Annotated in this window: 24 protein-coding genes; 14 read left to right on the top strand and 10 right to left on the bottom strand. The window is 59.7% G+C overall.

Annotated features, from left to right (window positions below):
• Positions 1 to 71 precede the first annotated feature (71 nt).
• Entirely contained in the window at positions 72 to 1,142 is a 1,071-nt protein-coding gene (locus TSACC_RS13730) for a tetratricopeptide repeat protein (protein ID WP_075079819.1), read from the bottom strand.
• Between the two features lie 137 nt (positions 1,143 to 1,279).
• On the opposite strand from TSACC_RS13730, the gene recF reads away from it, so the two are divergent.
• A complete protein-coding gene (recF, locus tag TSACC_RS13735; RefSeq protein ID WP_075079820.1) occupies positions 1,280 to 2,326 on the top strand; it encodes a DNA replication/repair protein RecF in 1,047 nt (348 codons plus the stop codon).
• A 4-nt stretch (positions 2,327 to 2,330) separates the two neighbouring features.
• Here the strand turns inward: recF and TSACC_RS13740 are convergent, their stop codons facing one another.
• Both TSACC_RS13740 and TSACC_RS13745 read right to left on the bottom strand, forming a co-directional pair.
• On the bottom strand, positions 2,331 to 3,512 hold the full coding sequence (locus TSACC_RS13740) for a pyridoxal phosphate-dependent aminotransferase (RefSeq protein WP_075079821.1): 1,182 nt from the start codon (positions 3,510 to 3,512) through the stop codon (positions 2,331 to 2,333).
• Positions 3,509 to 3,988, bottom strand: a complete 480-nt coding sequence (locus TSACC_RS13745; protein ID WP_075079822.1) for an Lrp/AsnC family transcriptional regulator — start codon at positions 3,986 to 3,988, stop codon at positions 3,509 to 3,511. The genes TSACC_RS13740 and TSACC_RS13745 overlap by 4 nt, the downstream gene beginning before the upstream one ends.
• A gap of 68 nt (positions 3,989 to 4,056) precedes the next feature.
• Here TSACC_RS13745 and TSACC_RS13750 point away from each other — a divergent pair, with 68 nt between their 5' ends.
• Positions 4,057 to 4,413, top strand: coding sequence for a hypothetical protein (locus TSACC_RS13750; protein ID WP_075079823.1), 357 nt, complete (start codon positions 4,057 to 4,059; stop codon positions 4,411 to 4,413).
• Between the two features lie 62 nt (positions 4,414 to 4,475).
• Here the strand turns inward: TSACC_RS13750 and TSACC_RS13755 are convergent, their stop codons facing one another.
• Genes TSACC_RS13755 through pepF form a run of 4 tightly spaced genes read right to left on the bottom strand, consistent with a single transcriptional unit; the run spans position 4,476 to position 10,590 of the window.
• Positions 4,476 to 6,182: an ABC1 kinase family protein gene (locus TSACC_RS13755; RefSeq protein ID WP_075079824.1), complete on the bottom strand. Its 1,707-nt coding sequence runs from the start codon at positions 6,180 to 6,182 to the stop codon at positions 4,476 to 4,478.
• A 39-nt stretch (positions 6,183 to 6,221) separates the two neighbouring features.
• Positions 6,222 to 7,391 carry a two-component system sensor histidine kinase NtrB gene (locus tag TSACC_RS13760; RefSeq protein WP_075079825.1) on the bottom strand — a complete coding sequence of 390 codons (1,170 nt, stop codon included), beginning with the start codon at positions 7,389 to 7,391 and terminating at the stop codon, positions 6,222 to 6,224.
• A complete protein-coding gene (locus tag TSACC_RS13765) occupies positions 7,388 to 8,761 on the bottom strand; it encodes an aldehyde dehydrogenase family protein (protein ID WP_075079826.1) in 1,374 nt (457 codons plus the stop codon). The genes TSACC_RS13760 and TSACC_RS13765 overlap by 4 nt, the downstream gene beginning before the upstream one ends.
• Positions 8,758 to 10,590: an oligoendopeptidase F gene (gene pepF / locus TSACC_RS13770; protein WP_075080747.1), complete on the bottom strand. Its 1,833-nt coding sequence runs from the start codon at positions 10,588 to 10,590 to the stop codon at positions 8,758 to 8,760. The genes TSACC_RS13765 and pepF overlap by 4 nt, the downstream gene beginning before the upstream one ends.
• Positions 10,591 to 10,702: 112 nt before the next feature.
• Here pepF and TSACC_RS13775 point away from each other — a divergent pair, with 112 nt between their 5' ends.
• Positions 10,703 to 11,635 (top strand): YihY/virulence factor BrkB family protein, encoded by a 933-nt coding sequence (locus tag TSACC_RS13775; RefSeq protein WP_075079827.1) that lies wholly within the window; start codon positions 10,703 to 10,705, stop codon positions 11,633 to 11,635.
• Here TSACC_RS13775 and TSACC_RS22140 read toward each other — a convergent pair.
• Positions 11,619 to 11,762 carry a hypothetical protein gene (locus TSACC_RS22140; RefSeq protein WP_169809644.1) on the bottom strand — a complete coding sequence of 48 codons (144 nt, stop codon included), beginning with the start codon at positions 11,760 to 11,762 and terminating at the stop codon, positions 11,619 to 11,621. The genes TSACC_RS13775 and TSACC_RS22140 overlap by 17 nt on opposite strands.
• A 102-nt stretch (positions 11,763 to 11,864) precedes the next feature.
• Here TSACC_RS22140 and TSACC_RS13780 point away from each other — a divergent pair, with 102 nt between their 5' ends.
• From TSACC_RS13780 to TSACC_RS13810, 7 genes are all read left to right on the top strand, one after another.
• Positions 11,865 to 12,545: a type II secretion system protein gene (locus TSACC_RS13780; RefSeq protein WP_237763977.1), complete on the top strand. Its 681-nt coding sequence runs from the start codon at positions 11,865 to 11,867 to the stop codon at positions 12,543 to 12,545.
• 28 nt (positions 12,546 to 12,573) lie between these two features.
• Entirely contained in the window at positions 12,574 to 13,113 is a 540-nt protein-coding gene (locus tag TSACC_RS13785; RefSeq protein WP_084400626.1) for a glutathione peroxidase, read from the top strand.
• A 54-nt stretch (positions 13,114 to 13,167) separates the two neighbouring features.
• Positions 13,168 to 14,154 (top strand): aldo/keto reductase, encoded by a 987-nt coding sequence (locus tag TSACC_RS13790; RefSeq protein WP_075080749.1) that lies wholly within the window; start codon positions 13,168 to 13,170, stop codon positions 14,152 to 14,154.
• A gap of 144 nt (positions 14,155 to 14,298) precedes the next feature.
• Positions 14,299 to 14,694, top strand: coding sequence for a BamJ family beta-barrel-assembly machinery protein (bamJ, locus tag TSACC_RS13795; RefSeq protein ID WP_075080750.1), 396 nt, complete (start codon positions 14,299 to 14,301; stop codon positions 14,692 to 14,694).
• 23 nt (positions 14,695 to 14,717) lie between these two features.
• On the top strand, positions 14,718 to 15,680 hold the full coding sequence (locus tag TSACC_RS13800) for an alpha/beta fold hydrolase (protein ID WP_075079829.1): 963 nt from the start codon (positions 14,718 to 14,720) through the stop codon (positions 15,678 to 15,680).
• A complete protein-coding gene (locus tag TSACC_RS13805; RefSeq protein ID WP_075079830.1) occupies positions 15,681 to 16,037 on the top strand; it encodes a Spx/MgsR family RNA polymerase-binding regulatory protein in 357 nt (118 codons plus the stop codon).
• 79 nt (positions 16,038 to 16,116) lie between these two features.
• Positions 16,117 to 16,893, top strand: a complete 777-nt coding sequence (locus TSACC_RS13810; RefSeq protein WP_075079831.1) for a hypothetical protein — start codon at positions 16,117 to 16,119, stop codon at positions 16,891 to 16,893.
• 72 nt (positions 16,894 to 16,965) lie between these two features.
• Here TSACC_RS13810 and TSACC_RS13815 read toward each other — a convergent pair whose 3' ends face one another.
• Positions 16,966 to 17,913, bottom strand: coding sequence for a DnaJ C-terminal domain-containing protein (locus TSACC_RS13815; RefSeq protein WP_075079832.1), 948 nt, complete (start codon positions 17,911 to 17,913; stop codon positions 16,966 to 16,968).
• 69 nt (positions 17,914 to 17,982) lie between these two features.
• On the opposite strand from TSACC_RS13815, the gene serS reads away from it, so the two are divergent.
• Genes serS through TSACC_RS13830 form a run of 3 tightly spaced genes read left to right on the top strand, consistent with a single transcriptional unit; the run spans position 17,983 to position 20,913 of the window.
• Entirely contained in the window at positions 17,983 to 19,251 is a 1,269-nt protein-coding gene (serS, locus tag TSACC_RS13820; protein ID WP_075079833.1) for a serine--tRNA ligase, read from the top strand.
• On the top strand, positions 19,220 to 20,200 hold the full coding sequence (gene tilS, locus TSACC_RS13825; protein ID WP_075079834.1) for a tRNA lysidine(34) synthetase TilS: 981 nt from the start codon (positions 19,220 to 19,222) through the stop codon (positions 20,198 to 20,200). The genes serS and tilS overlap by 32 nt, the downstream gene beginning before the upstream one ends.
• The gene (locus TSACC_RS13830) at positions 20,197 to 20,913 is read left to right on the top strand and encodes a hypothetical protein (protein WP_075079835.1); all 717 of its coding nucleotides are present in this window, start codon (positions 20,197 to 20,199) and stop codon (positions 20,911 to 20,913) included. The genes tilS and TSACC_RS13830 overlap by 4 nt, the downstream gene beginning before the upstream one ends.
• Here the strand turns inward: TSACC_RS13830 and TSACC_RS13835 are convergent.
• Positions 20,896 to 22,521 (bottom strand): Na+/H+ antiporter, encoded by a 1,626-nt coding sequence (locus TSACC_RS13835; RefSeq protein ID WP_075079836.1) that lies wholly within the window; start codon positions 22,519 to 22,521, stop codon positions 20,896 to 20,898. The genes TSACC_RS13830 and TSACC_RS13835 overlap by 18 nt on opposite strands.
• 82 nt (positions 22,522 to 22,603) lie before the next feature.
• Between TSACC_RS13835 and TSACC_RS13840 the strand changes: the two genes are divergently transcribed.
• Positions 22,604 to 23,719 carry an Lrp/AsnC family transcriptional regulator gene (locus TSACC_RS13840; protein WP_075079837.1) on the top strand — a complete coding sequence of 372 codons (1,116 nt, stop codon included), beginning with the start codon at positions 22,604 to 22,606 and terminating at the stop codon, positions 23,717 to 23,719.
• Positions 23,720 to 23,725 lie beyond the last annotated feature (6 nt).

The following is a 23,725-nucleotide window of genomic DNA, read 5'->3' on the forward strand; positions in this document are numbered from 1 at the left end:
TCCCTGCCCTCCTCGAACAAATTGAATAACGACTTACTTAGTCGCTTATTTGAAAATCGCAAGAATTTTTCTCATTTTTCCGAGTAAAACTCCGCCAGCTTCGGCTCCTTGGCGAAACGGCGCATGGCCGGATCATTGATCAAGTAAATGAAGAGCTCCCGGTCCATGAGGGGTTGTGTCTTTCTCAGCAGGTCTGCGGCCTGGTCAAAATCACCTCGTTTCATCGCGGCGTAAGCGGCTGGCAAAAGCTCACGCGGGTCGTTGGTCGACGTTTGTTGCGGCGGGAGGTCGACCGCTGCGAGACTTTCGAGCCGCAGCAGTCGCGAGGTGATGTCCATCACGAGGTGGCTGTCCATGGGATTCAGGCGGGCCTTGGCAGCCTCGATCTCCTGGAGCGCCTCCTGCCGATTCCCTTGGTAACGCAGCAGCGTCGCCAGCTCGAAATGCGGGTACGGATTTGCCGGATCGACGGCCATGGCCTCGCGAAGGAAGGATTCGGCGCGCCTGCGAGGATCGACCATCGCCATTTGCGTGCGGTCGCTCGCCTTTTGCGTTTCCACCACCGCCAGCAAGGCCAGCGAGTCGGACACTCTTTCCTTCAACGAAATGGATTCATTTGCTGCGGTCGACGCCAGTTGTCTATCCCCGTTCTGCAGTCCCGCCAGTGCGAGCAAATAGGCGACTGACGGGTGAGAGCCGCTCTGGCTTTTCAGATCGGAAAGGATCGTGATGGCTTCCGATGGATTCCCGCTGCGCAGCATCTGCAATGCCCGGTTCAGGGCCAACATTTGCTCCTCGGAAGCCAGGGCGGGAATCCGCTGCGCAGCGGCGTGTTCAGCCGCCCGCTCCGAGGCTTGCCCAAGCCTGTATCCCGCATACCCGGTAGCGACCACGGCTATCAGCATCAGCATGGCTGCTCCAGCGATGAATGGCCATGGTAGAAGCCCTGCCTTCTTTTCTGCAGCCGCTTCGCCCGGAGCGAGAGGTGGAACTGCCTCAGATTCCTTCGCCTCCCCGGCGGCGCGTTTCAAAGCCTCGTGAGATGCCAGCTGTCGGGGACGGAAGAGCGTGGAACGTCCGGCACGATCGCTTCGTTCAAAGCGACGTTCCGGACGTATCGGCTCGTTGGTTGTCTCGGACATATCCCACCTTCCCGCAAGTCTCCGGGAAATTCCCCATGTCGGTCAAATGGCGGTGAGTTACGCTTCCGTAACAATCCGTGAAAACGAAAGCGATCAGGCCGCTTGCCGCCCCTCCGGCAACCTTCTAGATATTTCCGATGCTCCGAGACCTCCGGCTGCGAGATTTTCGCTGTTTTGAATCCCTGCACTTCACGCCCGAGCCGGGGCTGAACTTCATCATCGGAGCCAATGCCCAGGGAAAAACCTCCATTCTCGAGGCAGCATGTGTTCTTTTGCGTCTCCAGTCTCCCAAGGCAGGCTCCCTCGGGGAAACCGTACGCTTCGGACAGTCGGCTTTCGGCCTCGATGGCCACTGGGAAACCCGGCACCTCCATCTCAAATACGAGAACGCACTCAAGTCCTTCGCGCTGGATTCCAAAAACCAGTCCCGCTCCGGTGACTATCTCTCGGTGGGACGAGTAGCGTGGATCGGGAACGACGACCTGCAGCTCGTCCGGGGCTCCGGCACGCATCGCCGCCGCTACCTTGATTTCCTGGGAGCACAGATTGCCGAGGGTTATCTCAAGACATTGCGCTCCTACGAGCGGGCATTGCGATCCCGCAATGCGCTGCTGAAAGACAATCGCCCGCGCCGGGAAATTGCAGCATTCGACCAACCGCTCGTGGAATACGGGCAGGCGCTGCTGGACTGGCGGCAGGAATTCTGCCGGGTACTGGAGCCGCTGATCGCCGCATCCTACACCCGAATCTCAGGCGGAGCCGAAACCATCCACATCGAGTATGTGCCCGGCTCCAACGGCGATCTGAAATCCGCGCTTGCCGCCAGCCTGGAGGAGGAGTCCCGCCTGCGCAGCACGGTCACCGGCCCGCATCGGGACGACGTGCGTGTACTGCTGGGCGATAAACCGGCCGCGATCTACGCGTCGGAGGGTCAGCAGCGGTCTGTCGCTCTGGCGTTAAAGCTCGGGCAGGCGGCAGAATTGGCCGCCGCCACCCAGACTCCCCCGCTCTACCTGATCGACGACGTCTTCGGAGAACTCGACCCCGCACGTCGGAACAACCTCATGGCGGCCCTGCCGCCCGAAGCGCAGAAGATCATCACGTCGACCACGCTGGACTGGCACCGCTCGGAAATGAGCGGCGCCATATTCCAGCTGGCGGATGGTGTACTCAGCCGGACCTAAGAAATCAGGCGGCGGCTTCGCTCACGCGGAGTTCCTCGCAGAACTCGCCGATGCGCTCGATGGCGATCTTGATCTGGTCGAGAGCGGTGGCATAGCTGCAACGCACATGCCCCTCGCCACTCGGTCCAAAGGCGCTGCCGGGTACGACGGCGACTTTCTTCTCCCTCAACAGACGCAATGAGAACTCCCGGCTGGAGAGCCCCATCGTGGAAATCTTCGGGAAGACATAGAACGCTCCGCGCGGCCGGAAGCACTCCAGCCCGAGATCGTTAAACCCGCGCACGATGTAGTTGCGGCGCAGTTCGTACTCTCGGCGCATGGATACCATGCTCTGCTCGCCGCGCTCCAGGGCCTCGACCGCAGCCTCCTGCCCCATGATGGAAGCACAGAGGATGGAGTATTGGTGAATCTTCATCATCGCCTCGATCAGCTCGACCGGGGCGCAGACGAAACCGATACGCCAGCCGGTCATGGCATAGGCCTTCGAAACGCCGTGCAGGAGAACGGTGCGCTCCTTCATTCCCGGCACGGCCGCGATGGAGAAGTGCTGCTTCCCGTCATAGGTCAGCTCGCTGTAGATTTCGTCAGTCAATACGACGATGTCGTGCTTGATGCAGACGGCGGCGATCTCCTCGAGCTCCTCGGGCGGCATGGCCGCGCCAGTGGGATTCGTGGGGAAGTTCAGCATGAGCACGCGCGTTTTCGGCGTGATCGCCTTCTCGATCGCCTCGGCTTTGAGGATGAAATTGTCCTCCGCATACGTCGGAATCGCGCGGGCCACGCCTCCGGCCAGCGTGATACTCGGCGCGTAGGAAACGTAACACGGCTCGTGATAAAGCACCTCGTCGCCGGGGTTGAGCAGCGCGCGCAGGGCGATATCGATCGCCTCGGAGACGCCGATGGAGACCAGCACCTCGCTCAGCGGCTCATAGCGCACGTGGAAGTGGTCATACACGTAATCCGAGATGGTGCGGCGCAGGCGCGGCAGGCCCAGGTTGGAGGTATAGCCTGTACGACCCTTCTCCAAAGAGTAGATGGCAGCCTCGCGGATGTGCCAGGGCGTGGCAAAATCCGGCTCGCCGATGCCGAGCGAAATCACGTCGCCCATCGTCTGGACGACCTCAAAGAAATCGCGAATCCCGGAACGCGGGATCTCGCGCACAGTGTCAGCAATGCGAATGCTCATGGCGTGACCGCGAGGCGTTCCGGTGTGAGCTCGACCTGATGGAAGGCTCCGTTTTCCTTGTAGGTCTTGAGGCGGAAATGGGTCGCGGTCGACTGCACGGCCTCGACCGTGCTGAGCTTCTCAGCCACAAAGGCGGCGACGGCTCGCAGGTTGCGAGCCTCCAGGACGATGAGCAGGTCGTAACCTCCGCTCATGAGATAGCAGGTCTGCACCTCCTCAAACTTGGCGATGCGGGCTGCGATACGGTCAAAGCCGCCGTCCCGCTCAGGAGTGATCTTGACCTCAATGACCGCCGTGACCGAATCCGTGTCCCACTTGTTGTGGTTCACGATGGCCTGGTAACCAAGGATGATGCCGTCCTTTTCCAAGCGGGCGATCTCGGCCTGCACTTGTTCGACGGAAAGGTCGAGCATACGGGCGATGTCCTCACGTGGAGTGAGGGCGTTCTTTTGCAGGATATCGATCAATGCTTGCATGGAAAGGAGGCATCATTACGCCCCTAACGCTGCTTGGCAAGCGCACGACAAGAGGTTACGTTGTCGCCATGGCTAAGAAACCCACGAAAAAAGCCGCCTCCAAGTCCCCCAAGAAACCCGCAGCCGCCAAAGCTGCCCCGAAGACCAAGACGGCGAAGAAAACCACCAAGCCCGCCGCTACGAAGTCCTCCACCCGCCCGCTCGGCGCCCGTGAGCAGAAGCTCGCCAACAGTGCGCTGAAGCTCGTCGACGAAGCCGCCGCGCTCCTCCGCAAGGGCATCAACACCACGGCCGACGTGTCGGAAAAGAACCGCCTCGCCGCCAAGAAGCGCGCCCACGGCCTTCTGAACAAGGCAACCTCCTCGCTGAGCAGCATCCTCGGAAGCAGCTCCGACGCCCTGCACAAGGTCATCGGCAAAATCTAACCTACACTCTTCAATCTCTCAGGCGCCGGTGGTTTCCACCGGCGCTTTTTTTATGCCCTCGGCTAGAGTCCGCCGTGCTTCCAGATCGAAAGCACCATGCGCAGGCACATAAAGAATCCCCAGATCAGACCGGCCAGGCCGATGACCGGGACATCCCCGATCTTGGGGGGAATCCCCGAGTGGATGAGAATGCTGGAGCAGATCAGCACCGAAGCGGCCAGAATGGCATTGGTCAGCCGATTGGCGATGGAGTCGAGGGTCTTGCGCAACGGCTCGAATCCCTCGGGATCGATCTTGTGCTGGAGCGGGATGCTGACCTTTCCATGCTTGATCTGCTGATAGAGATTCCGGAAATCACCGGGAAACGTATCGAGAAAATCCAGTCCCTCGCTCGCCCAGCGCTGCAGCAGCATCATGAGCCGATGCGGGTGATATTTCCCCTGCATGAGCTTGATGGCATAGGGTTCGCCCTGCTTGATGAAATTCAGGTCAGGATCGAGCGTTCGGCCCACGGCCTCGACCTGGGTCAGGGCCTTGATGCCGAGATAGAAGCTGCCCTTCATGCGGAGATGGTTGTTGCGCAGCATCTCCAGGAGCTTGTTGAGCACCACCTCCAGCCGGATCTCGCGGAGCGGTCGATTCAGGTGCGTGCCGCTGAACTCCTCCACGTCGTTTAGCATCTTCGCCGTGTTGGAGGCGAAACCCTCCTCGCTCATGTCGAGGATTGAACGCATGACCTGCTGGTGATTTTTCTCGGCGAGGCCCGCGATCAACTGCGCAATGCTGGTACGGAACGGCGGGGTAAAGGAGCCCATCATACCGTAATCCAGCAGGCCGATCGCACCGTCCTTCATCACGAGCATGTTTCCGGGATGCGGGTCTCCATGGAAAAAGCCAAACTCGAAGATCTGTTTGTAGATCAGCTCGGTGATGTTGCGGGCGAGCACCGATGGGTCGATGTCGTTCTTTTGGAGTCGCTTCTCATCGTACACGTTGACTCCCGCCAGGAAGTCCATCGTCAGCACGCGCGTGCTTGTCAGATCGCGGTAAATCTTCGGCACACGGATAGTCGGGTCGTCGGCAAATTGCTTCCCGAAGCGCTCGGCGTTGGAGGCTTCATGGCTGAAATCGAGTTCCTTCACCAGCGTGGAGGCAAACTCGGCTACCACCCCGACCGGATTCAGGCCGGAGATTTCGGGCACGTGCTTGTCCACGAATCGGGCGATGTCGTGGAGGATGGAGAGATCGAGCTCCACGACCTTTTGAATATCGGGACGCTGGACCTTGATGGCGACCTTCGTGCCATTCTCCTTCAAGGTGCCCGCATGCACCTGGGCAATGGAGGCGCTGCCAACGGGCTTGTCCTGAAAGGATGAGAAAACTTCGTCGATCGAGATATTGAGTTCGGACTCGATGATCTCCCTCGCCGTGGACGTGGCAAAGGGAGGCACCTGGGACTGGAGCTTGGTCAGTTCGACAAAATACTCATCGTCGACCAAGTCACGCCGCGAGCTGATGATCTGGCCGAATTTAATGAACGTCGGCCCCAGCTCCTCCAGCGCCATGCGCATGCGAACCGGGAGCGGTTTGGAGAGCACGCCATCCTCCCGCAGGGTGATGGTGGCATCCTCAAGACCGAGGACTCGCTGTAGGGCGACGAGCTTGAGGACGTCGGCAAACCCATATTTCCAAAGGATGCCGATAATCTCGCGATATCGCGGAAGGTTGTTGGCAAACTCGACCGCGCTTTTGAGTTGATCCAGGATCACCCCCTGCGAATAAACCGCCCGGGAGGTCTCGCCAAGCTCTTACTTGGCCTCGTTTGGACTCCCCTGCTCCAGGAATCGAACCCGCCTGTCGCCGCTCGGCAGCCGAATCGTCACCGTGAGCCCCTGCCCCGGCGCGCTTTCGATGATCACCTCGCCGCCATGCGCCCGCACGATGCGGCGCACGATCAGCAGGCCCAGACCGGAGCCGCTTTGCTTGGTCGTGAAGTACGGCTCGAAGACGCGAGTGATATTCTCGGGCGCAATCCCTCCCCCGCTGTCGGCAAAGGAAATAAACTGGTGCGTCTCATCCGCTCCGGACCGGATGCGCAGGATGCCGCCTGTTTTCATCGCCTGAAAGGCGTTGCGGATGATGTTGTAAAACGCCTGCTTGATCTGGTCGCGGTCCACACCCAGCGTCGGCAGCGAGCGATCCAGGTCCACCTCGACCAGAATGTCCCGATCCCGGATCTCCGCCTGCAGAAAGGAGACGGATTCCTCGACGATCGCGTTCAGGCTATCGGGCCTCAGGGTCAACGGCTGGGGTCGGATGGCGCGAAGGAATTGCGTGATGATGTGATCGAGGCGTTTCACCTCCTGCCGGGCGACGTTGATCGACTCCTCGAATTCGCCGCGCGAGCGCGAGGGCAGCTTGCGCAGCCGCCGCTCCATGAGCTGCAGGTGGATGTCGAGCGAGTTCAGCGGATTGCCGATCTCGTGGGCCACACCGGCGGCCAGCAGTGTGAGGGCGGAAAAGCGCTCGCTCTCGATGGTTTCCTGCGTCTCGCGCCGATACTGCGTGATGTCACGTAAGATGATGGCGTGTCCGACGACCTCATCGGGGCTGTCCTCGCTCATCAGGGGAACCGTGTAAAAATTCAGATGCCGGTTCTCGGGATAGAAAACCTCCAGATCGCGGCTAATGACTCCTCCGCCGGCGGAAAGCTGTTCGAAATCGAGTCCGCGTACGGCGTGGCCCAGCAGCTCGCCCAGGCTGGCCTCGACGCTGATGCCGAAGAATCCGGCGGCGGCGCGATTGAGGTAAATGATGCGCCCCGAGGGATCAGTCACGATCACACCCTCCAGGATGGCGTTGAAGATCGTCTCAAGAAACCCCTTCTCGCGAGCGATCTCGACGAGGTAGTTCTGTACATCGCCGGGCTGCACCAGCCGGATGCGCTCGATGAGTTTTTCCAGGAAGCCGCGTTTCATTTCGCCGCCCTCCACTGCACCGCCTGCTCATCGACGGCAAAGCGCACGAACCCACGCCCGCCCGGCTTCCCATTGCCGGAAGCACCGAAGCCGCCGAAAGGAAGAGTGGATGGCGAGAATGTCGTGGGCAGGTTCCAATACAGATTTCCCACCTCCAGCCGGTCGCCGATCTCGCGGAAACTCTCCTCCGTCGCGGTAAAGATCGAGGCGGTGAGGCCGAAGGGCACGCTGTCATGGAGGGCAACCAGTTCCTCGTCACCGTCAAAGGTCTGCAACGACACGATAGGGCAAAACATTTCCTGATCCGAAACCCCTGAGGCAAATTTCGCGACCGCTGGACGAACGTAATAGCCCGTATGCCCATTCATTTGAGGCAGGACCTCGCCGGGAACGATCCACTCGGCACGCTCGGCCAGGAAACCGGAGTAACGCTGAACGGAGCGCTCGGTCGCCAACGGCCCGAGCATGGTGGTTTCGTCGAGCGGATACCCGGGTTGATACCGCTGAAGCGAGGCTTTCAGGAGTTCGCAATAATCCTTCTCCACCTCGCGAGCCACCAAGACACGGCTGGACGCGTTGCATCGCTGGCCGGTTGTCAGGCACATTGCGTCGGCGGTGCATTCGGCGGCGAGCGCCAGGTCGGCGTCACTCAGGACGATAACGGCGTTCTTGCCACCCAACTCCAGTGCGACCGACTTGGAATAATCCTCGGCCAAGTCCCGAGCGAGCGCCTTGCCGACAGGCACGGAGCCGGTGAAGCACACCGAGCGCACCGCCGGATGCAGACATACCGCCTGCCCGATCGCGCCCCATCCTTGCACCAACTCAAATACGCCGGGCGGCAATGCGCTCTGCATTGCCTCTGCGTAAGCCGCCACGGTCGTCGCGACCAGCGGCGAGGGCTTGAAGAGCACGGTATTCCCTGCCACCAGATAAGCCATCGCGGCGCCGTGGCCGAGATGGATGGGAAAGTTAAACGGCGAGATCACAGCCGCCGGGCCGCGAGCGCGGTGCCGTACGACCGCCGGGTGCGGCCCCTTTTCCACCGCCTCCTCCCCGATGTAGCGGCGAGCGTCCTCAAAGGTGAGGTCAAACTTGGCAATGACTGCACCAAGCTCGATCCGGGCTTCGCGCAGCGGCTTGCCCATCTCCGTTGCGATCAGCACGGCAAGCTCCTCCTGCCGCGCCTTCACCGCCTCCTGCGCTCCCTTGAGAGCCGTGATCCGGTCGTCCAGACTGGCGCGCCTCCATTCCGGGAAGGCTTTGACAGCGCGGGAGACGGATGCCTCCACGTTGCCGGAATGCGCCTCGGGCAGAGAGACGGTCAGGTCTCCCGGGGATCGATTCGTCCAGACGGCCGGTTCGTTCATGCGTTGAGCAGGGTTTCGAGTTCGTTGACGCGACGTTCGAAGAGCGCCAGCGCGGCGTCGACCGGCGCGGGCGTGGACATATCCACCCCAGCCTCAGCGAGCGTCTCAATCGGGAACCGGCTGCCGCCGCTCTTGAGGAAGTTCAGATACTTCGAGGCGTCGCCCGTCGCAAGAACCTGCTCGGCCAGCGCCGCCGCCGCCGAGATGCCCGTGGCGTATTTATAGACGTAGAAAGCGCCGTAGAAATGCGGGATGCGCAGCCCTTCCAGGTTGAGCTCCTCATCGAGGGCAAAGTCGGGACCGAAATACGCCTCCAGCAATCCGCGATAGATCTTCTGGAACGTATCCAGAGTCAGTGCGTCGCCGCTCTCCTCGGTTTCGTGGATCGCCTTCTCAAACTCCGCAAACATCGTCTGCCGGTAGAGCGTGCCTCGGAGATCGTCGATCTGGCGGTTGAGGATATAGGCGCGCATGCGCGGGTCGTCCGTGGTCTTCAGGAGATGCTCGGTGAGGAGGATCTCGTTGAAGGTCGACGCCACCTCCGCGAGGAAGATCGGGTAGTGGTAATTCTGAAAGCTCTGCGCGCGCTGGGAGTACCAGGTGTGCATCGAGTGGCCGGCCTCATGGGCGAGCGTGTAGACATCGGAGAACACGTCGGCCTTGTAATTCATCATGATGTACGGCGGGCTCGTGTACGTGCCATAGCTGAAGGCTCCGCTCCGCTTGCCCTTGTTCTCGTACCGGTCGCACCAGCGACCATCGCGCAGGCCATGGCCGAGCACCTCGCGGTATTTGTCGCCGAGCGGCACGAGAGCGCTGAGCACCTTTTCCACCGCGCCGTCCCACGGCACCTCGGTGTGCACGTCGCCGACCATTGGCACGTAGGTGTCGTAGTGATGAATCTCGTCGAGACCCAGCACGCGCTTGCGCAGGGCAAAGTAGCGATAGAGCGGCTGGAGGTGATTGCGCACCGAGCCGATGAGATTGTCGTACACGCTCACCGGCACGTCGTCGTAGAAGAGCGCGCATTCGAGAGCCGACGGATAGTTGCGAGCGCGAGCGTAAAAGACATCCGCGCGCACGGAATTCGCCAGCGAGGAAGCCACCGTATACTGGTGGTCGCGGAACTCGGCGTAGAATTTGTGAAACGCCTCCTTGCGCACCGCCGGATCGCGATCCTGGAGGAACGAGGAAAACGAGCTTTGCGTCAGTTCCCGTTCCTGCCCCCGGCTATCCCGTAGCGAGCCGAATTTCATGTCGACATTGGTCAACTGAGAGAAGGTGTCGCGATGTCCGCGCGTCGCGGCGGAGCCGAGCGCAAGCAAGCGCTCCTCGGCGGCGGTGAGCGTGTGCGGCTTCAGTCGGCGCAACTTGCGCAGCGGGATCGTCCACTCCGCCAGCACCGGATCGGCAAGATATGCCTCGTAGGCCTCGTCGGAAAGCGCCTGGAGTTCAGGCTGGAAGAAGGAAAAGGCCTCCCCCACCCGTACGAGCAAACCATCGAGACGGGCTTCACGGGAGAGCGCGCCCGCATCTGAGCTATCCTCGGTGACCTTGAGCGCCGCATATTGGTTGAGCCGCTCGACGCGAAGATCGACCGTCTTTTCAAACTCAAGGGCTTCCCGAAGCTTCGAGGCTCCTTCCGCAAGCTTGCCTCGAAATTCCGCTGCCTTCGGGAACTCCGCTTGCAGTACGGCAAAATCCTTCTCCCATTCCTCGTCGCTCGTATAGAGCGGATTCAGGTCCCAGGTATCCTCGACTTTCACCTCCGAACGCAGGGGGGTGCGTTTACCGCCATCGCCTTCCGACAGAAACCGTGCTGACAACATCCTCCCATCATACCGAGCCTGCTCCAGCAAACAACTTGTTACAGCAGCCTGATTTTCGTTTTCGCACCGGGAGATAAAGATTACTCATCGCCCAAGCTCTCACGCCAAATCCATGGAACCGCTGTTGCAACGCCTGAACCGCTCAATCGATCGTTTTTTGGGGAAGCGAATCGGCAATGGCCTGCGCTTTGGAGGTCGCACGGGGATGAATACCGTTCACCTCTACAGCGAGATCGATGGCGAGCAACGTGCCGCTTCGTTCGCCTACTACGTCCTATTTTCCATCTTCCCGCTCTGCGCTCTGATCCTCACGACCGGATCGGCATTCTTCGGGACGACCGATGTGGTGGAGACGATCAAGGGCTTCCTGCCCATCAGCGCACAGGAGCAGAAATTCATCTGGGAAAATGTCCATCGCCTGGAACAGGCCCGCGGCGGGGTAAGCGCGATTTCGGTGGCGATCCTGCTTTGGAGCTCGCTACGCTTTTTCCAAGCCCTAGTCCGAGGTGTGAACCGGGCATGGCATACGGTGGAAATCCCATGGTGGCAGGTCCCGCTGAAGAACCTGCTAATGCTCCTCATCATCGGCAGTGCACTCTTCGTCGGTCTGTTGATTCCCGCCGTCCTGCAGGCCGTGAGAAACATCCTGATCGGTGCCGAGCAGTGGGTGCTCCATTATTATCCCCAGTTCAATCTCGGCCTCGCTTCCATGGCTCTGGATCTGTCCCGGTACCTGCTGGGAGGACTCGTGCTGTTTTACTGCTTCAGCCTCCTCTATATGCTGGCACCACGCCGCCGGGTGTACTTTCGCCAGGTCTGGCTGGCCGCGGTCATCGTGACGCTGGCGCTACAGGCATGCCAGATTGCCTTCGTGAACTATCTTCCGCACCTGCTGAATTACGGAATCTACGGTGCAGTCGGCGGTCTCATGCTGCTGCTTTTCTGGGTCTACATCTCCGGAATCGTCATCATTCTCGGCGGGTGTCTTTGTGTAGCTCTCGACAAGGAATGGAATGGCCGGGTGGAAGTTATTCCAGCCAGTTGAGCAGGTTGAAATCCGTCGCGATGAGGACCGTACAGATCACAATCATCCCGATGAGGCCCACCACGCAAAGACAAGCTCCACCAACCAGCCACCGCCGGATCAACCGATCTTCCGCCTCCGGGTCCATCCTGCAAAAGTAAGTCCTCCAGGCCAGACGGACAAGCCTGACCCGCTGACGAGTACCCTCCCTATGTTGAATGATCCTAAGCAGGATGATATCGCAGGGCACGTGCGTACGCATCTTCGCAGAGTCGCCGTGAGCGGTTTCACCCTGGTGGAACTCCTCATCACGATTGCCATTGTGGGCATACTAACCGCGCTCGTGATGGTCAACTGGCCCCAGTTGCGGCTGATGACCCAGCGCTCAACCGCATTGAACAATATGCGAGCGATCGGCGTCGCGTTTCACCTCTATGCCAATGAGCATGACGGGGTATTGCCGCAACGGACCACCGGTGCAACCGACCGGTGGCCGCGCATCCTTGCGGACTATCTTGATGACATCAAGGTCTACGCCGCGGTAGGCGACGGCAATGTGAACCGCTCCGATCGGGAGCTACTCCTCTCCAACTCCCGGAACAACACGAGCTACATCATGAATGGATATAACGATGTCGGCGCGTACCAGGACACCACGGTCCAGGTACGCATCACTCAAATATCCCATCCCTCACAAGTCATCCTCCTCGGCACACCCAAGGCGGGAAGCACCCATTTCTACATGGATATGCTGGAGGGAAAAAACGGCAACCATGTCGATGTCCTGAACCTCGAACTCTACGACAACGGATCGAATTACCTATTCGCAGATGGTTCCGCCCGATTTATCAAAAAAGCGGACTACGACCACCGTCTCTGGCTGGTAAATCCCGACTTCGCCATCCCCGGCGAACCGTCTCAGACGCCTTGACACCTCCCCCATGATCAAGGCTCACCGCATGAGAAAAATCCTCGCCGCAGCTTCGATATTCCTTTTTTCCTTGTCCATGCTCCCTGCCTCCACGCTCCAGGAAATCCCGTTTGAAACGATGGACGGAAAAACGTCGAAACTCGGCGATTACTCCGGGAAGGTCTTACTCGTGGTCAATGTCGCCTCCAAGTGCGGCCTGACTCCACAGTACGCCGCCCTAGAAACCCTTCAGCAAAAGTACGGCCCGGAGGGATTCACCATTCTGGGGTTCCCTTGCAATGACTTCGCCGGACAGGAGCCGGGAACCAACGAGGAAATCGTTTCCTTTTGCTCGACTCGCTACAACGTCACCTTCCCCATCCTGGCCAAGGTCCATGTCCTCGGAGCAGAAAAAGCCCCGCTCTTTGCCGCTCTGACCGGACCGGACGCAAAATTCCCCGGCGACATCGCGTGGAACTTTGGGAAATTCCTGATCGGCCGGAATGGCGAGGTCATAGCCCGCTTCGAACCCAAGACGAAACCCGACGATCAAGCCGTCATCTCCGCAGTGGAAGCCGCACTCAAATAGTTTTTACCCATGTTCCGACTCGATCGTGAAGAAAGTCTCCCCCTCACCGCTCCCATGAAATTCCGCACCTTTGGCAAGGGCGGCGAGAAGGTCTCGGAAATCGGCCTCGGCTGCTGGCAACTCAGCGGCAACGCCTGGGGCGATCTGGATGAAGCAAAAGCCCTGGAGATCCTCGCTGCCGCAGCGGATGCCGGGGTGAACTTCCTGGATACCGCCGACGTTTATGGCACGGGACGCAGTGAGGAGCTCATCGGCAAGTTTCTGAAATCCCGCCCCGGGTCCGATTTCTTCATCGCGACCAAACTCGGCCGCACCTCCGACCTTTATCCCGACAAATACACGGAAGCCGGCGTACGCGCCGCCCTGGAGGCTTCACTCCAGCGGCTCGGGGTCGAGACGATTTCGCTGGTTCAACTCCACTGCGTCCCAGTGGAAGTCCTACGACAGGGAGACATCTTTGACTGGCTCCGAAAGTTGCAAGCCGAGGGCAAGATCCGGCACTTTGGAGCAAGTGTGGAAGATACCGCCCAGGCCTCGCTCTGCCTCGCGCAGGACGGACTCGCCAGCCTCCAGATCATTTTCAACATCTTCCGGCAGACTCCCGAGACAACGATCCTCCCGGCGGCGAAGGCGAAAGGCATCGCCATCATCGTCCGCCTGCCACTCGCCAGCGGCCTGCTCTCCGGGAAGTTCACCAAGGACACCCTTTTCGCGGAAAATGATCATCGGAACTTCAACCGCGACGGCCAGGCCTTCAATGTGGGCGAGACCTTTGCGGGCATCCCATTCGACAAGGGCGTGGAACTCGCCGACGAGATGAAGCACTTCGTCCCGGAAAGTCTGACGATGGTTCAGATGGCGCAGCGCTGGATACTCGACCACGACGAGGTCACCGTCGTGATCCCCGGCGCCCGCACGCCCGCCCAGGCACGCGAAAACGCCTCCGTTTCCCGCCTGCCAGAGCTTCCGGAGTCGCTGCACGCACGCCTCGCCCGGTACTACAAGACCGAGGTGGAACCCTTCATCCGAGGCACGTACTAAAAAGGCACTCGCATTCCGTCTTATCCGCAAATCACTTAACGAACCGTATTGCGCGGCAGGAAGGCATTTGCCATAAAGCTCGCTCCCATGCGCTTCACCCCTATCGCCATCGCACTGGCACTCGCAGTTTCCATCATTCCTACCATGGCTCAAAACGCACTCGAAGAAGGCAAGAAGTTCCTCGCCGAAAACGCAAAGAAAGAAGGCGTGGTCACCACGTCCAGCGGTCTCCAGTACACTGTGATCAAGGAAGGCACGGGCAAAAAGCCCAAGGCCACCGATACGGTGCTCGTCCACTACCGCGGCACCCTGCTGAACGGCAAGGAGTTTGACAGCTCCTACAGCCGCAACGAGCCGATCGAGTTTCCGCTCAATCGCGTAATTCCCGGCTGGACCGAAGGCGTTCAACTCATGAAGGAAGGCGCCAAGTACAAGTTTTTCATTCCGTCCCAGCTCGCCTACGGCCCCTTTGGCGCCGGTCCGGACATCGGACCCAACGAGACGCTAATCTTTGAAGTTGAGTTGCTAAAGGTCCGCTAACCCATCATCAGCCCTCTCTGGCCATGCCTCTCGTCGACAAGCCTCTCGCCGATCTCAAGGAATACTACGGCATCTCGCCGCGCCCCAGTGACTTCAATGAATACTGGGACGCTGCTCTGACCGAACTCGACGCCACCGATCCCGCGCCGAAGCTGGAGCGCTCGAAGGAGATCGATCCTCGCAATGCCGAAGCCTTTGACCTGTGGTTCACGGGCGTAGGCGGAGCGCGGATCTACGCCAAATACCTGCGCCCCAAAAAGCGCGAGGGCAAGCTCCCGGCCATCCTCCACTTCCACGGGTACACCGGCAATAGTGGCGAGTGGGCCGACAAGCTAAACTACGTCGGCGAGGGATTTGTCGCCGCGGCTCTGGACTGTCGCGGTCAGGGAGGAAAGAGTGAGGATTCCGGCGCTGTGAAGGGAAACACTCATCACGGCCACATCATTCGCGGTCTCGACGACGCCCCGGAAAAGCTTCTTTTCCGCAGTATCTTCCTCGATACGGCGCAACTGGCCCGCGTCATCATGAGCTTTGAGGAGGTGGACGCCTCGCGCGTTGCCACCTTCGGCGGGTCCCAGGGCGGAGCGCTTTCGCTCGTCTGCGCGGCGCTCGAACCCCGCATCAAGAAGTGCGTCTCCGTCTTCCCGTTCCTGTCGGATTACCGTCGCATCTGGGAAATGGATCTGTACAAGGACGCCTACGCGGAACTCCGTACGTTCTTCCGTCATTTCGATCCGCTCCACGAGCGTGAGGACGAGATTTTCAACAAGCTGGGGTACATCGACATCAAGAACCTCACGCCGCGCATCAAGGCGGATGTGCTCATGGCGATCACCCTCATGGACACGATTTGCCCGCCCTCGACGCAGTTCGCCGCGTTCAACAATATCTCGGCGAAGAAAGAATCCATCGTTTATCCCGACTACGGCCACGAAGGGCTGCCTCAGTTCGGGGACAAGGCGTTTGGATTTCTGCGTGATCTGTAAGTGAAAATCCTGAAGGCCTACACCTACTCGGGCTGCGGAACCTGCAAAAAGGCGGTTCGGTTTCTCCGTGATCACGGCGTGGCCTTCGAGGAAATCCCCATCCGGGAGCATCCGCCCACAGAAAAAGAGCTCAAGGGGGCACTTCAGAGTTACAAAGGAGAAGTCCGGCGGCTTTTCAACACCTCCGGACGCGATTACAAAGAGATGGAGCTATCCAAAAAGCTCCCTTCCCTCTCCGAGGCTGAGGCGATAGCTCTGCTGGCTGGCAACGGAAACCTGGTAAAACGTCCATTTGTGGTTCTGGATTCCGGCTATCTCGTCGGTTTCAACGAAACAGACTGGGCAAAGATCGCCTGAAGCGGTCGTTTTGAGAGGGGATTGGGCTTGCTTTGCTGGCCTCCATCTGGAACATTCTGAAAAACGCGGACAATTTTTCATGAAACGTCTCACCGTCATTTTCTCCACCGCACTGGTGACAGTTGCCGCTGTCTCTCCCCTTTCTGCCCAGCAGCAAGGTCAACAGCAGCAGCAACAAACCCAGGCTCCCGCCCAAACTTCGCTGACGAACAAGCAGCGAGCCGAGCTCGCCAAGGCTCTGGCCGGAGTCGATGCGACCAATCCGGAAGCGGTGACCAAGGCCGTTCTCGGGGTCATCGCCCAGTACCCCTCGCTCGCACCGCTTTTCACGGGTGAAGCAATCAAGGCTGTCACGGCAAACCCAGCGCTATCCAGCAACCCAACCGCCGCCGCCAAGGTAGTTTCCGCTGTCGTTTCAGCAGTGGTTTCAACCTATCCGGCTGCCGCCCAGCCGATCGTGAGTGCTGCGGTTAAAGCCGTACCCGCCACGTTGAAGCCCGCAGTCGTACCGGCAATGGTCGACAAGGCGATCGCGTCTGTCAGCACGGTCGCAACCAAGGCCGCCATCCTCAACGGTGCAAAGGAAGGTGTCGGAGGGATTCCCTCTCTCATCGCGACCCTCGATAAAGTCGCTCAGGACAATAACATCAAGATCGACGAGAATAGCGACACCAGCGGCAACACGCGTTACACCATTGCCGATCAACTCGCTGACAGCTATATAAGTGGCGACCAAGGCTCCGACACAGGTATCGGCGCGGCTCCCCTCCCGAATTCCTCGGGTGGCGGCAGCGGGTCTAACAGCAATCCGGGAGCCACGGGAAACCAGCCTGCTCCGTCCTCCGCTGGATCCTAGTCCTGCGGTTTCCGACAGTTTCTTTTTTCAAAAGCGCCCTCTTGTGAGGGCGCTTTTTGTTTATCCGTCCAGTTATCGCGAGAGGTCTGCTAGTTGCTTCCAGATCGCCTTTTCCGCATCGGACGGGTTCTTCGGCACGGTGATCGAAGCCACCGCATAGAAGTTCCCACGGGCTCCTCCTCTGCCCGGCAATCCCTTGCCAGAAAGCCGGAATCTCTGGCCGCTTTGAGTTCCCGGAGGAACATGCAGTCGCGCACGACCCTCCAGGGTAGGCAGTTCCACATCCGCTCCGAGCACGGCGTCGTAAGCTGGAATCTCAAGTTCGTAAACCAGATCCTCCCCCTGCACCTCGTAGTCCGGATGTTTCTGGAACTTGATACGAAGATAAAGATCTCCCGATTCCCCGCCGCCCTGTCCCTCGGAACCTTGTCCTGCCAGCCGAATACGCTGCCCCTCACGGACTCCACGCGGGATTTTCACGGTATAGGTTTGGATTTTGCCAGTATCGCCGCGGCGGAACGAAATCTGCCGCGTTGAACCATGAAAGGCTTCCTCGAGCGAAACCAGCAGGTCGGCTTCGACGTCCTGACCTCGCGACGGGCCATCATCGAAATCGTAGCCGCCAGAGAAACCGCGAGAAAACCCGCCGCCTCGCCGACCGCCGAACATCTGCTCGAAGAAGTCGCTGAATCCCGTACCGCCAAAATGAAACTCCGCACCTCCGGCGTCGCCGCCGCGGCCATACGCCTGCTGCCACGTCTGGCCCTGTGGGGGCGGCGCGTAGCCGCCCTGCTGCCAGTTGGCGCCTAGTTCATCGTATTTGGCCCGCTTCTCCGGGTCTCCAAGCACTTCGTAAGCTTCGTTGATCTCCTTGAATTTCTCCTCCGCCGTCTTCTTGTCCTCGGCGGTATCGGGGTGAAACTTGCGGGCGAGCTTGCGGAAAGCGCTCTTGATCTCGTCCTGGGTGGAGGTCTTGGAGACCCCCAATGTCTGGTAGTAGTCGCGAAATTGAACCGGCATACTTCTGAAGGAGATTTACACGAAACCGAAGAAGCACCACAGTCAAATGCTCTCCAAGCCAATTTCTTCATGCTCGATCTCCGCCTGCTCCGCGAACAGCCCCAAGCCGTCAAAGACCGTCTCGCCACCCGAGGGACGTGTTTCTCCGAGCACATCGACAAGCTGCTCGCCATCGATGCCGAACGCCGCTCAGCCGAAACCCGGCTCCAGAACCTCCAGGCTGATCGCAATCGCCTGAGCAAGGAGATCGGCAAGCTCCGCAGCCAGGGACAGGACAGTTCGGCCATCGAGGCCCAGGTCAAGACGCATGCCGCCGAGATGCAAACGCTCGCCCAGCTCTCGACGGAACTCGACAGCCGCCAGCGGGACCTGCTGCTCGTGTTGCCCAATCTTCCTCAACCGGAAGTGCCGGTGGGTGAGACCGCCGAGCAAAATCCGGTCCTACGCCTCTGGGGCGAAAAGCCCTCCATCGCCAATCCTCAGGATCATCTGGCCATCGCCGAGCGGCTCAAGTTGATCGATCAGGAACGCGCGACCAAGATCAGTGGCAGCGCGTTTGTCTGTTATACCGGCGTCGGCGCTCGTCTCGAGCGTGCACTGCTGAACTTCCTGCTCGACCTCCACACCCGCGATCACGGTTATACGGAGATCAGCACTCCGTACGTCGTGAAACCCGAGGCCCTCGTCGGCACTTCGCAACTCCCGAAATTCGAGGAACAGCTGTATCGCATCGACCGGGACGACCTCTACCTTGCTCCCACGGCCGAGGTTCCGGTAACCAACCTCCACCGCGAGGAAACCCTGCAGACATCGGTCCTTCCGATCAAGTACACGGCCTATACGCCATGCTTCCGCCGTGAAGCGGGATCGGCCGGGTTGGGTACGCGCGGGCTGATCCGCATGCATCAGTTTGACAAAGTCGAGCTGGTCAAGATCTGTACGCCAGAGAAGTCGCGCGAAGAGCTGGAACTCCTGACCGCAGACGCCGAGCGCGTGCTCCAGCTCCTCGGCCTGCATTACCGAGTGATCGAGCTTTGCACGGGAGACATCGGCTTTGGCTCGGCGAAGACCTACGATATCGAGGTCTGGTCGCCTGGCCAGAATGCATATCTGGAGGTCTCCAGCTGCTCGAATTTCGAGGATTTCCAAGCTCGGCGCATGAACCTGCGGTTCAAGGGCGACGATGGGAAAAACCGCTTCTGCCATACCCTGAACGGCTCGGGCACTGCCCTCGCCCGACTCTACGTGGCGCTGCTGGAAAACGGTCTCCAACCCGACGGCTCCGTGCTCCTGCCCGAGCCTCTGCATGACTACTTCGGCGGACAACGCATCTCCTGATTTCCTCCAAGATCTCTCGGCGGCAGTGGATGCCTACTCCCCCCGCCGCAAGTACCTGATCGGAGTTTCCGGAGGCCGGGATTCCATGGCGCTGCTGCATGGACTCCGAGCGCTGGGATTTCGTCATCTCGTCGTCTGTCATCTTGATCACGGCCTCCGAGGAGCGGCCTCCCGCGCTGATGCCCGGCTGGTGGAGAAAGCGGCTAAAAAGCTTGGCTATCGTTTTCTCGGCGAGTCCTGTCAGGCGGATCTCGAAGCAAAGAGCCGAGGCTTGTCGCTGGAGGCAGCCGCCCGCCAGATGCGGCACGAGTTTCTCGCCCGCTGTAGCCGGTCCGAGCAATGCCACGATGTCTTTCTCGCCCACCACGCGGACGACCAGATCGAGACTGTCTTCCTGAATCTCCTGCGGGGTACGGGGACAGCAGGCTTGGGCGGAATGCGCTCACAAACGCCATTGAGAGTCGGCAAAGCCGAGTTTATCCTTCACAGACCCATGCTCGGAATCCGTCGCGAATCGATCTCCGGCTATATCACGTCGTGCCGCATTCCTTTCCGGGAGGATGCCAGTAATCAAGACACGCGGCATACGCGAAATCGAATCCGGCGGGATGCACTGCCCCATTTACGAAAACTCTTCAGCGCAAATATCGATGAGGCAATCCTGCGTACTTCGATCATCCTGCAGGACGAGGAGGCGTGGATGCAAACGCTCGTTCCCGCTCCCGCGGAATCTCTGGCATGTGAGGAACTACGGGCTATGCCAAAGGCGCTCCGCAGACGCCTGATCCTGCGCTGGCTTCGCGAACAGAATGTCCCGGAACCGGGCTTCGCGGAAATCGAGCGCGTCCTCGGCCTGCTCGATATCGAGGGACCAGCCAAAGTGAACCTACCCGGCGGGTGGCATGCGCGGCGCCGGAACAAAGTCGTCTTTCTCGAAAGGCCCCAATGAATTTCCGAGACGCTGTCCACAAAGCCACCGCTGGCGCCAAGGCCAATCTTTTACCGGGGTTGCTCCTTCAGGCTCTGATGCTGGTTTTCTTCTGCCTTTATATCAGTCATGAAGGCACCCGGCACTTCCTGGCCAACATTGCCGATATCAAGCGAGAAGCCGGGTACCGTTTTGCCTTTGTCTCCTACGTCATCGCCGCGGCTTTTCTTCCGGAGTTGCTTCGCGTCGCGTTCTTTCAAGACGGGCGCGCCACCCGCGCCAACCTCTGGAGTTTCCTCACCGCCGCACCGTTCTGGGGGTGCATCGGGATGTTGGTTGACTATTTCTATCGCCTGCAAATGGCATGGTTCGGGCCGGGCGACAGCCTCGGCATAGTCCTGACAAAGATGGTGGTGGATCAGTTTATCTTCAGCCCGTTCCTCTGCCTCCCGCTTACCTTGTCCTATTTCATCTGGCGCGACGCCGGATTCCGCCTAGCTCCCGCAGCGCGAGAGATTTTCAGCCTCTCATTCATCATCGACCGGGCGATTCCCTCCCAAGTCGCCGGCTGGATGATCTGGATTCCCGGGGTCTCTCTGGTTTACTTCGTTCACTCCGAGCTGCAAATCCCCGTTGCCGCGCTTATCCAGACCTTCTGGGTGCTTGTATTGACATTTACCTCACGCCGCACCCAGTCGCGTCCCACCTCAACGCGATCACCGCTTCGGAGCTGAGGACCGGGCATACCGTCCGATGAGACGGTGGAGACGCCGATCCTCCAGGTCGAAATCATACTCAATCCTTTTGCGCATCTCCTCGGAGATCTCTCCGCGGGAACGCATCTCGGCAAGGCGGAGACGGATATTCTGAAACAACTCCGGGAAAACCGTCATGTCGCAATCGAATATGCTCTCCGTCTGAAGCTGCGGAGACTCGATGCGAATCTGCAGGTGATGCGCCCGCTGCGCATAGTTGTCCCGCCATAGACGCAGTGAGGCCTTTTCCGCCTCGTCGGTCTTGGTGGCGATGATCCGCTCGATCTGATCCACCAGCCACTGCATGATGGCGAGCCGGGCCCGGGCCTCACCCAGATAAGTCTCGGCCTCCTCCTCGACCTTCAGCTTGCGCATCAACCAAGGCAGGGAGAGACCTTGAAAAACCAGGGTCACAAAGATCACCGAAAAGGTCAGGAAAAGGATGAGATGCCGGAAGGGAAACGGCTCCCCTGTGGCCGTGGTCTCGGGCAGCGCCATCGCCGCGGCCAGGGAAACCACCCCCCGCATCCCGGCCCAGGAGGCCGCGATCAACTCCCGCCACGGCAAGCGCTCCTGTCGGCGCACCTCGGCAAAAAGTATCCGCTGGAGAAGCGCGAGGGGAAAAATCCATGCAAACCGGATCGCAATCACGACCAGGGAAACTCCGATACCCAGGAGGATGAGAATCACGGGATTCCAATCGCCCGCCAGGCCCGCCCAGATTGCCGGAAACTGGAGACCGATAAGAATAAAAACGATGCCATTGAGCAGGTAGTCAATGAACCGCCAGATTGTTTCCCGCTGGAGTCGGTTTTCCGGTGAAAGAGTTTCCCAGGCGTGATGTCCCAGGTGCAGGCCCGCAGTGACGACGGCCAGCACGCCGGAGCAGCCAAAATGCTCGCACGGCAGATAGGCGATGTAGGGAGTCAAAATGGTCAAGGTGACCTGGACAGCCGAATCCGAGAGCTCTCGATGGACATACGCAACAACCCAGCCCACAACCCAGCCAAACGCCACGCCTCCCAGAGACTCCCAGACAAAATCCCCGCCCGCCTGGGACAGGGAAAACGATCCTGTCACGACCGCAACCACGGCGAACTGATAGGCAACCAGCCCGCTGGAGTCATTGATCAGGCTTTCACCTTCCAGGATCGTCGACAGACGCTTGGGCACCCGGAGATTCTTCAGCACCGAATTGGCCGCGACCGCATCCGGTGGTGAGACAATCGCCCCGAGGACGAATCCAGTCGCCAGAGTCATGCCCGGAATGATCCAGTGCGCAGCATACCCCACCCCCACCATCGTGGCCAAGACGAGTCCGATCGCGAGGGCGAAGATGGGAATGAGATTCGCCCGAAAATCCTCCCACGGGAAATTCCATGCCGCCGAGAAAATGAGGGGTGGCAGAAAGATGATGAGCACCAGCTCCGGATCGAGCTTCACCAACGGGAGATTGGGGAAGAAGGCGATACCCAGACCGGCGATGACAAGCAGGATGGGAAAGGGAAAACGCAACCTCTCTGCAACCACCGAGAGCACCCCGACAAGGCCGAGGAGCAGGAGGAGCGTCTCAATTTTCTCTACCATTGCCGAGGCACATTAGCTCACCATATTGGCAGGTCAAAGACCTTGCACTCTGGCTTTCTTGTGCGCATTATTAGAAAATATTATGATTCCCATCGAGCATACCGATCCCGTCAATACGAAGATTCTCTCCGTCTCCGAGGATAAAATCACGGGATTCGTCCGGGAACCTTTCCAGGAAATCGCCAATCGTTGCGACCTTCCTCTCGACACCGTATTGGAGCGCATTCGTACCATGCTGGCCGCCGGAACGATTCGCCGGGTCCGCCAGACCCTCCTCGCCACCAACCTCGCCGAAGGCGCGCTTGTGGCGTGGCGAGTACCTGAGAGTCAGCTCGACGCCGCATTTGAGGACATGTTCCAAAACGATCCCTACACGGGGCACGTCGTCGTTCGGTCCACTGAGGCGAACATTCCGGGCAAGGCGTTCAAACTTTGGACCACACTGAAGGTGCCGGCAGGGTATTCCCTCGATGCGCATTGCGAAATCCTGATGCGCCGCACGGGTGCGGATGCTTATCGCCTCATGCCAGCGAAGGGGATTTTCGCTCTCGGCGTCGGCCATGTCCGCCGCTCCAAGATCCAGCCCGGCGACCGCTGCGAAGGTCCCGCCAAGATGCACAAGGTCGAGACGATCAAGCTGACCGACCACGAGTGGCGCATCCTGACCGTCCTCAAAAGGGAATTCGCCCCGGACGAGATTTGCGAACCCGCCTGGACAAAACGCGCCGCCGAGGCAGGCGTGAGCCTTGACGAGTTCTTCGCCGTCGCAGAATCCCTCGCCGCGAGAAAGCTGGTGGGCCGGTTCTCCACCTTCCTGGAGCATGTCAAACCAAACCAGAGCGGAGCGCGGGTGACCCGCTTCAACGCGCTCTTTCATTGGGCTGTTCCCCCGGGCCGCGAGATCGAGGCTGGCAGCGAAGTCGGCCGCCATGAGGTCCTGACCCACTGCTACTGGCGCGATGGAGGTCCGGAATTCAATAATGTCAACATCATGGCCGTGGCCCACGGCACCGATCGCGAGCGCGTGCTCGAGCACAAGGCCGCGATCGATCGCCACCTCGAGGAGGCCAGCATCCCGGTTACCTATACCAATGTCTTTTGGGGAGGACGCAGCGAAATCAAACCCTCCGAGATCTCCCCTATCGCTTATGAGGAGTGGCTTCGCAAGAACTCCGCTCCGTCATTGACCAACGCCTGAACAGGC

Source organism: Terrimicrobium sacchariphilum (assembly GCF_001613545.1).
In the GTDB taxonomy this organism is placed as follows: domain Bacteria; phylum Verrucomicrobiota; class Verrucomicrobiia; order Chthoniobacterales; family Terrimicrobiaceae; genus Terrimicrobium; species Terrimicrobium sacchariphilum.

Excerpts from the sequence above, each read along its gene's own strand:
- TSACC_RS13730 (WP_075079819.1), bottom strand. The coding sequence starts at position 1,142 with ATGTCCGAGACAACCAACGAGCCGATACGTCCGGAACGTCGCTTTGAA.
- recF (WP_075079820.1), top strand. The coding sequence starts at position 1,280 with ATGCTCCGAGACCTCCGGCTGCGAGATTTTCGCTGTTTTGAATCCCTG.
- TSACC_RS13740 (WP_075079821.1), bottom strand. The coding sequence starts at position 3,512 with ATGAGCATTCGCATTGCTGACACTGTGCGCGAGATCCCGCGTTCCGGG.
- TSACC_RS13745 (WP_075079822.1), bottom strand. The coding sequence starts at position 3,988 with ATGCAAGCATTGATCGATATCCTGCAAAAGAACGCCCTCACTCCACGT.
- TSACC_RS13750 (WP_075079823.1), top strand. The coding sequence starts at position 4,057 with ATGGCTAAGAAACCCACGAAAAAAGCCGCCTCCAAGTCCCCCAAGAAA.
- TSACC_RS13760 (WP_075079825.1), bottom strand. The coding sequence starts at position 7,391 with ATGAAACGCGGCTTCCTGGAAAAACTCATCGAGCGCATCCGGCTGGTG.
- TSACC_RS13765 (WP_075079826.1), bottom strand. The coding sequence starts at position 8,761 with ATGAACGAACCGGCCGTCTGGACGAATCGATCCCCGGGAGACCTGACC.
- pepF (WP_075080747.1), bottom strand. The coding sequence starts at position 10,590 with ATGTTGTCAGCACGGTTTCTGTCGGAAGGCGATGGCGGTAAACGCACC.
- TSACC_RS13775 (WP_075079827.1), top strand. The coding sequence starts at position 10,703 with ATGGAACCGCTGTTGCAACGCCTGAACCGCTCAATCGATCGTTTTTTG.
- TSACC_RS22140 (WP_169809644.1), bottom strand. The coding sequence starts at position 11,762 with ATGGACCCGGAGGCGGAAGATCGGTTGATCCGGCGGTGGCTGGTTGGT.
- TSACC_RS13785 (WP_084400626.1), top strand. The coding sequence starts at position 12,574 with ATGAGAAAAATCCTCGCCGCAGCTTCGATATTCCTTTTTTCCTTGTCC.
- TSACC_RS13790 (WP_075080749.1), top strand. The coding sequence starts at position 13,168 with ATGAAATTCCGCACCTTTGGCAAGGGCGGCGAGAAGGTCTCGGAAATC.
- bamJ (WP_075080750.1), top strand. The coding sequence starts at position 14,299 with ATGGCTCAAAACGCACTCGAAGAAGGCAAGAAGTTCCTCGCCGAAAAC.
- TSACC_RS13800 (WP_075079829.1), top strand. The coding sequence starts at position 14,718 with ATGCCTCTCGTCGACAAGCCTCTCGCCGATCTCAAGGAATACTACGGC.
- TSACC_RS13810 (WP_075079831.1), top strand. The coding sequence starts at position 16,117 with ATGAAACGTCTCACCGTCATTTTCTCCACCGCACTGGTGACAGTTGCC.
- TSACC_RS13815 (WP_075079832.1), bottom strand. The coding sequence starts at position 17,913 with ATGCCGGTTCAATTTCGCGACTACTACCAGACATTGGGGGTCTCCAAG.
- serS (WP_075079833.1), top strand. The coding sequence starts at position 17,983 with ATGCTCGATCTCCGCCTGCTCCGCGAACAGCCCCAAGCCGTCAAAGAC.
- tilS (WP_075079834.1), top strand. The coding sequence starts at position 19,220 with ATGACTACTTCGGCGGACAACGCATCTCCTGATTTCCTCCAAGATCTC.
- TSACC_RS13830 (WP_075079835.1), top strand. The coding sequence starts at position 20,197 with ATGAATTTCCGAGACGCTGTCCACAAAGCCACCGCTGGCGCCAAGGCC.
- TSACC_RS13835 (WP_075079836.1), bottom strand. The coding sequence starts at position 22,521 with ATGGTAGAGAAAATTGAGACGCTCCTCCTGCTCCTCGGCCTTGTCGGG.
- TSACC_RS13840 (WP_075079837.1), top strand. The coding sequence starts at position 22,604 with ATGATTCCCATCGAGCATACCGATCCCGTCAATACGAAGATTCTCTCC.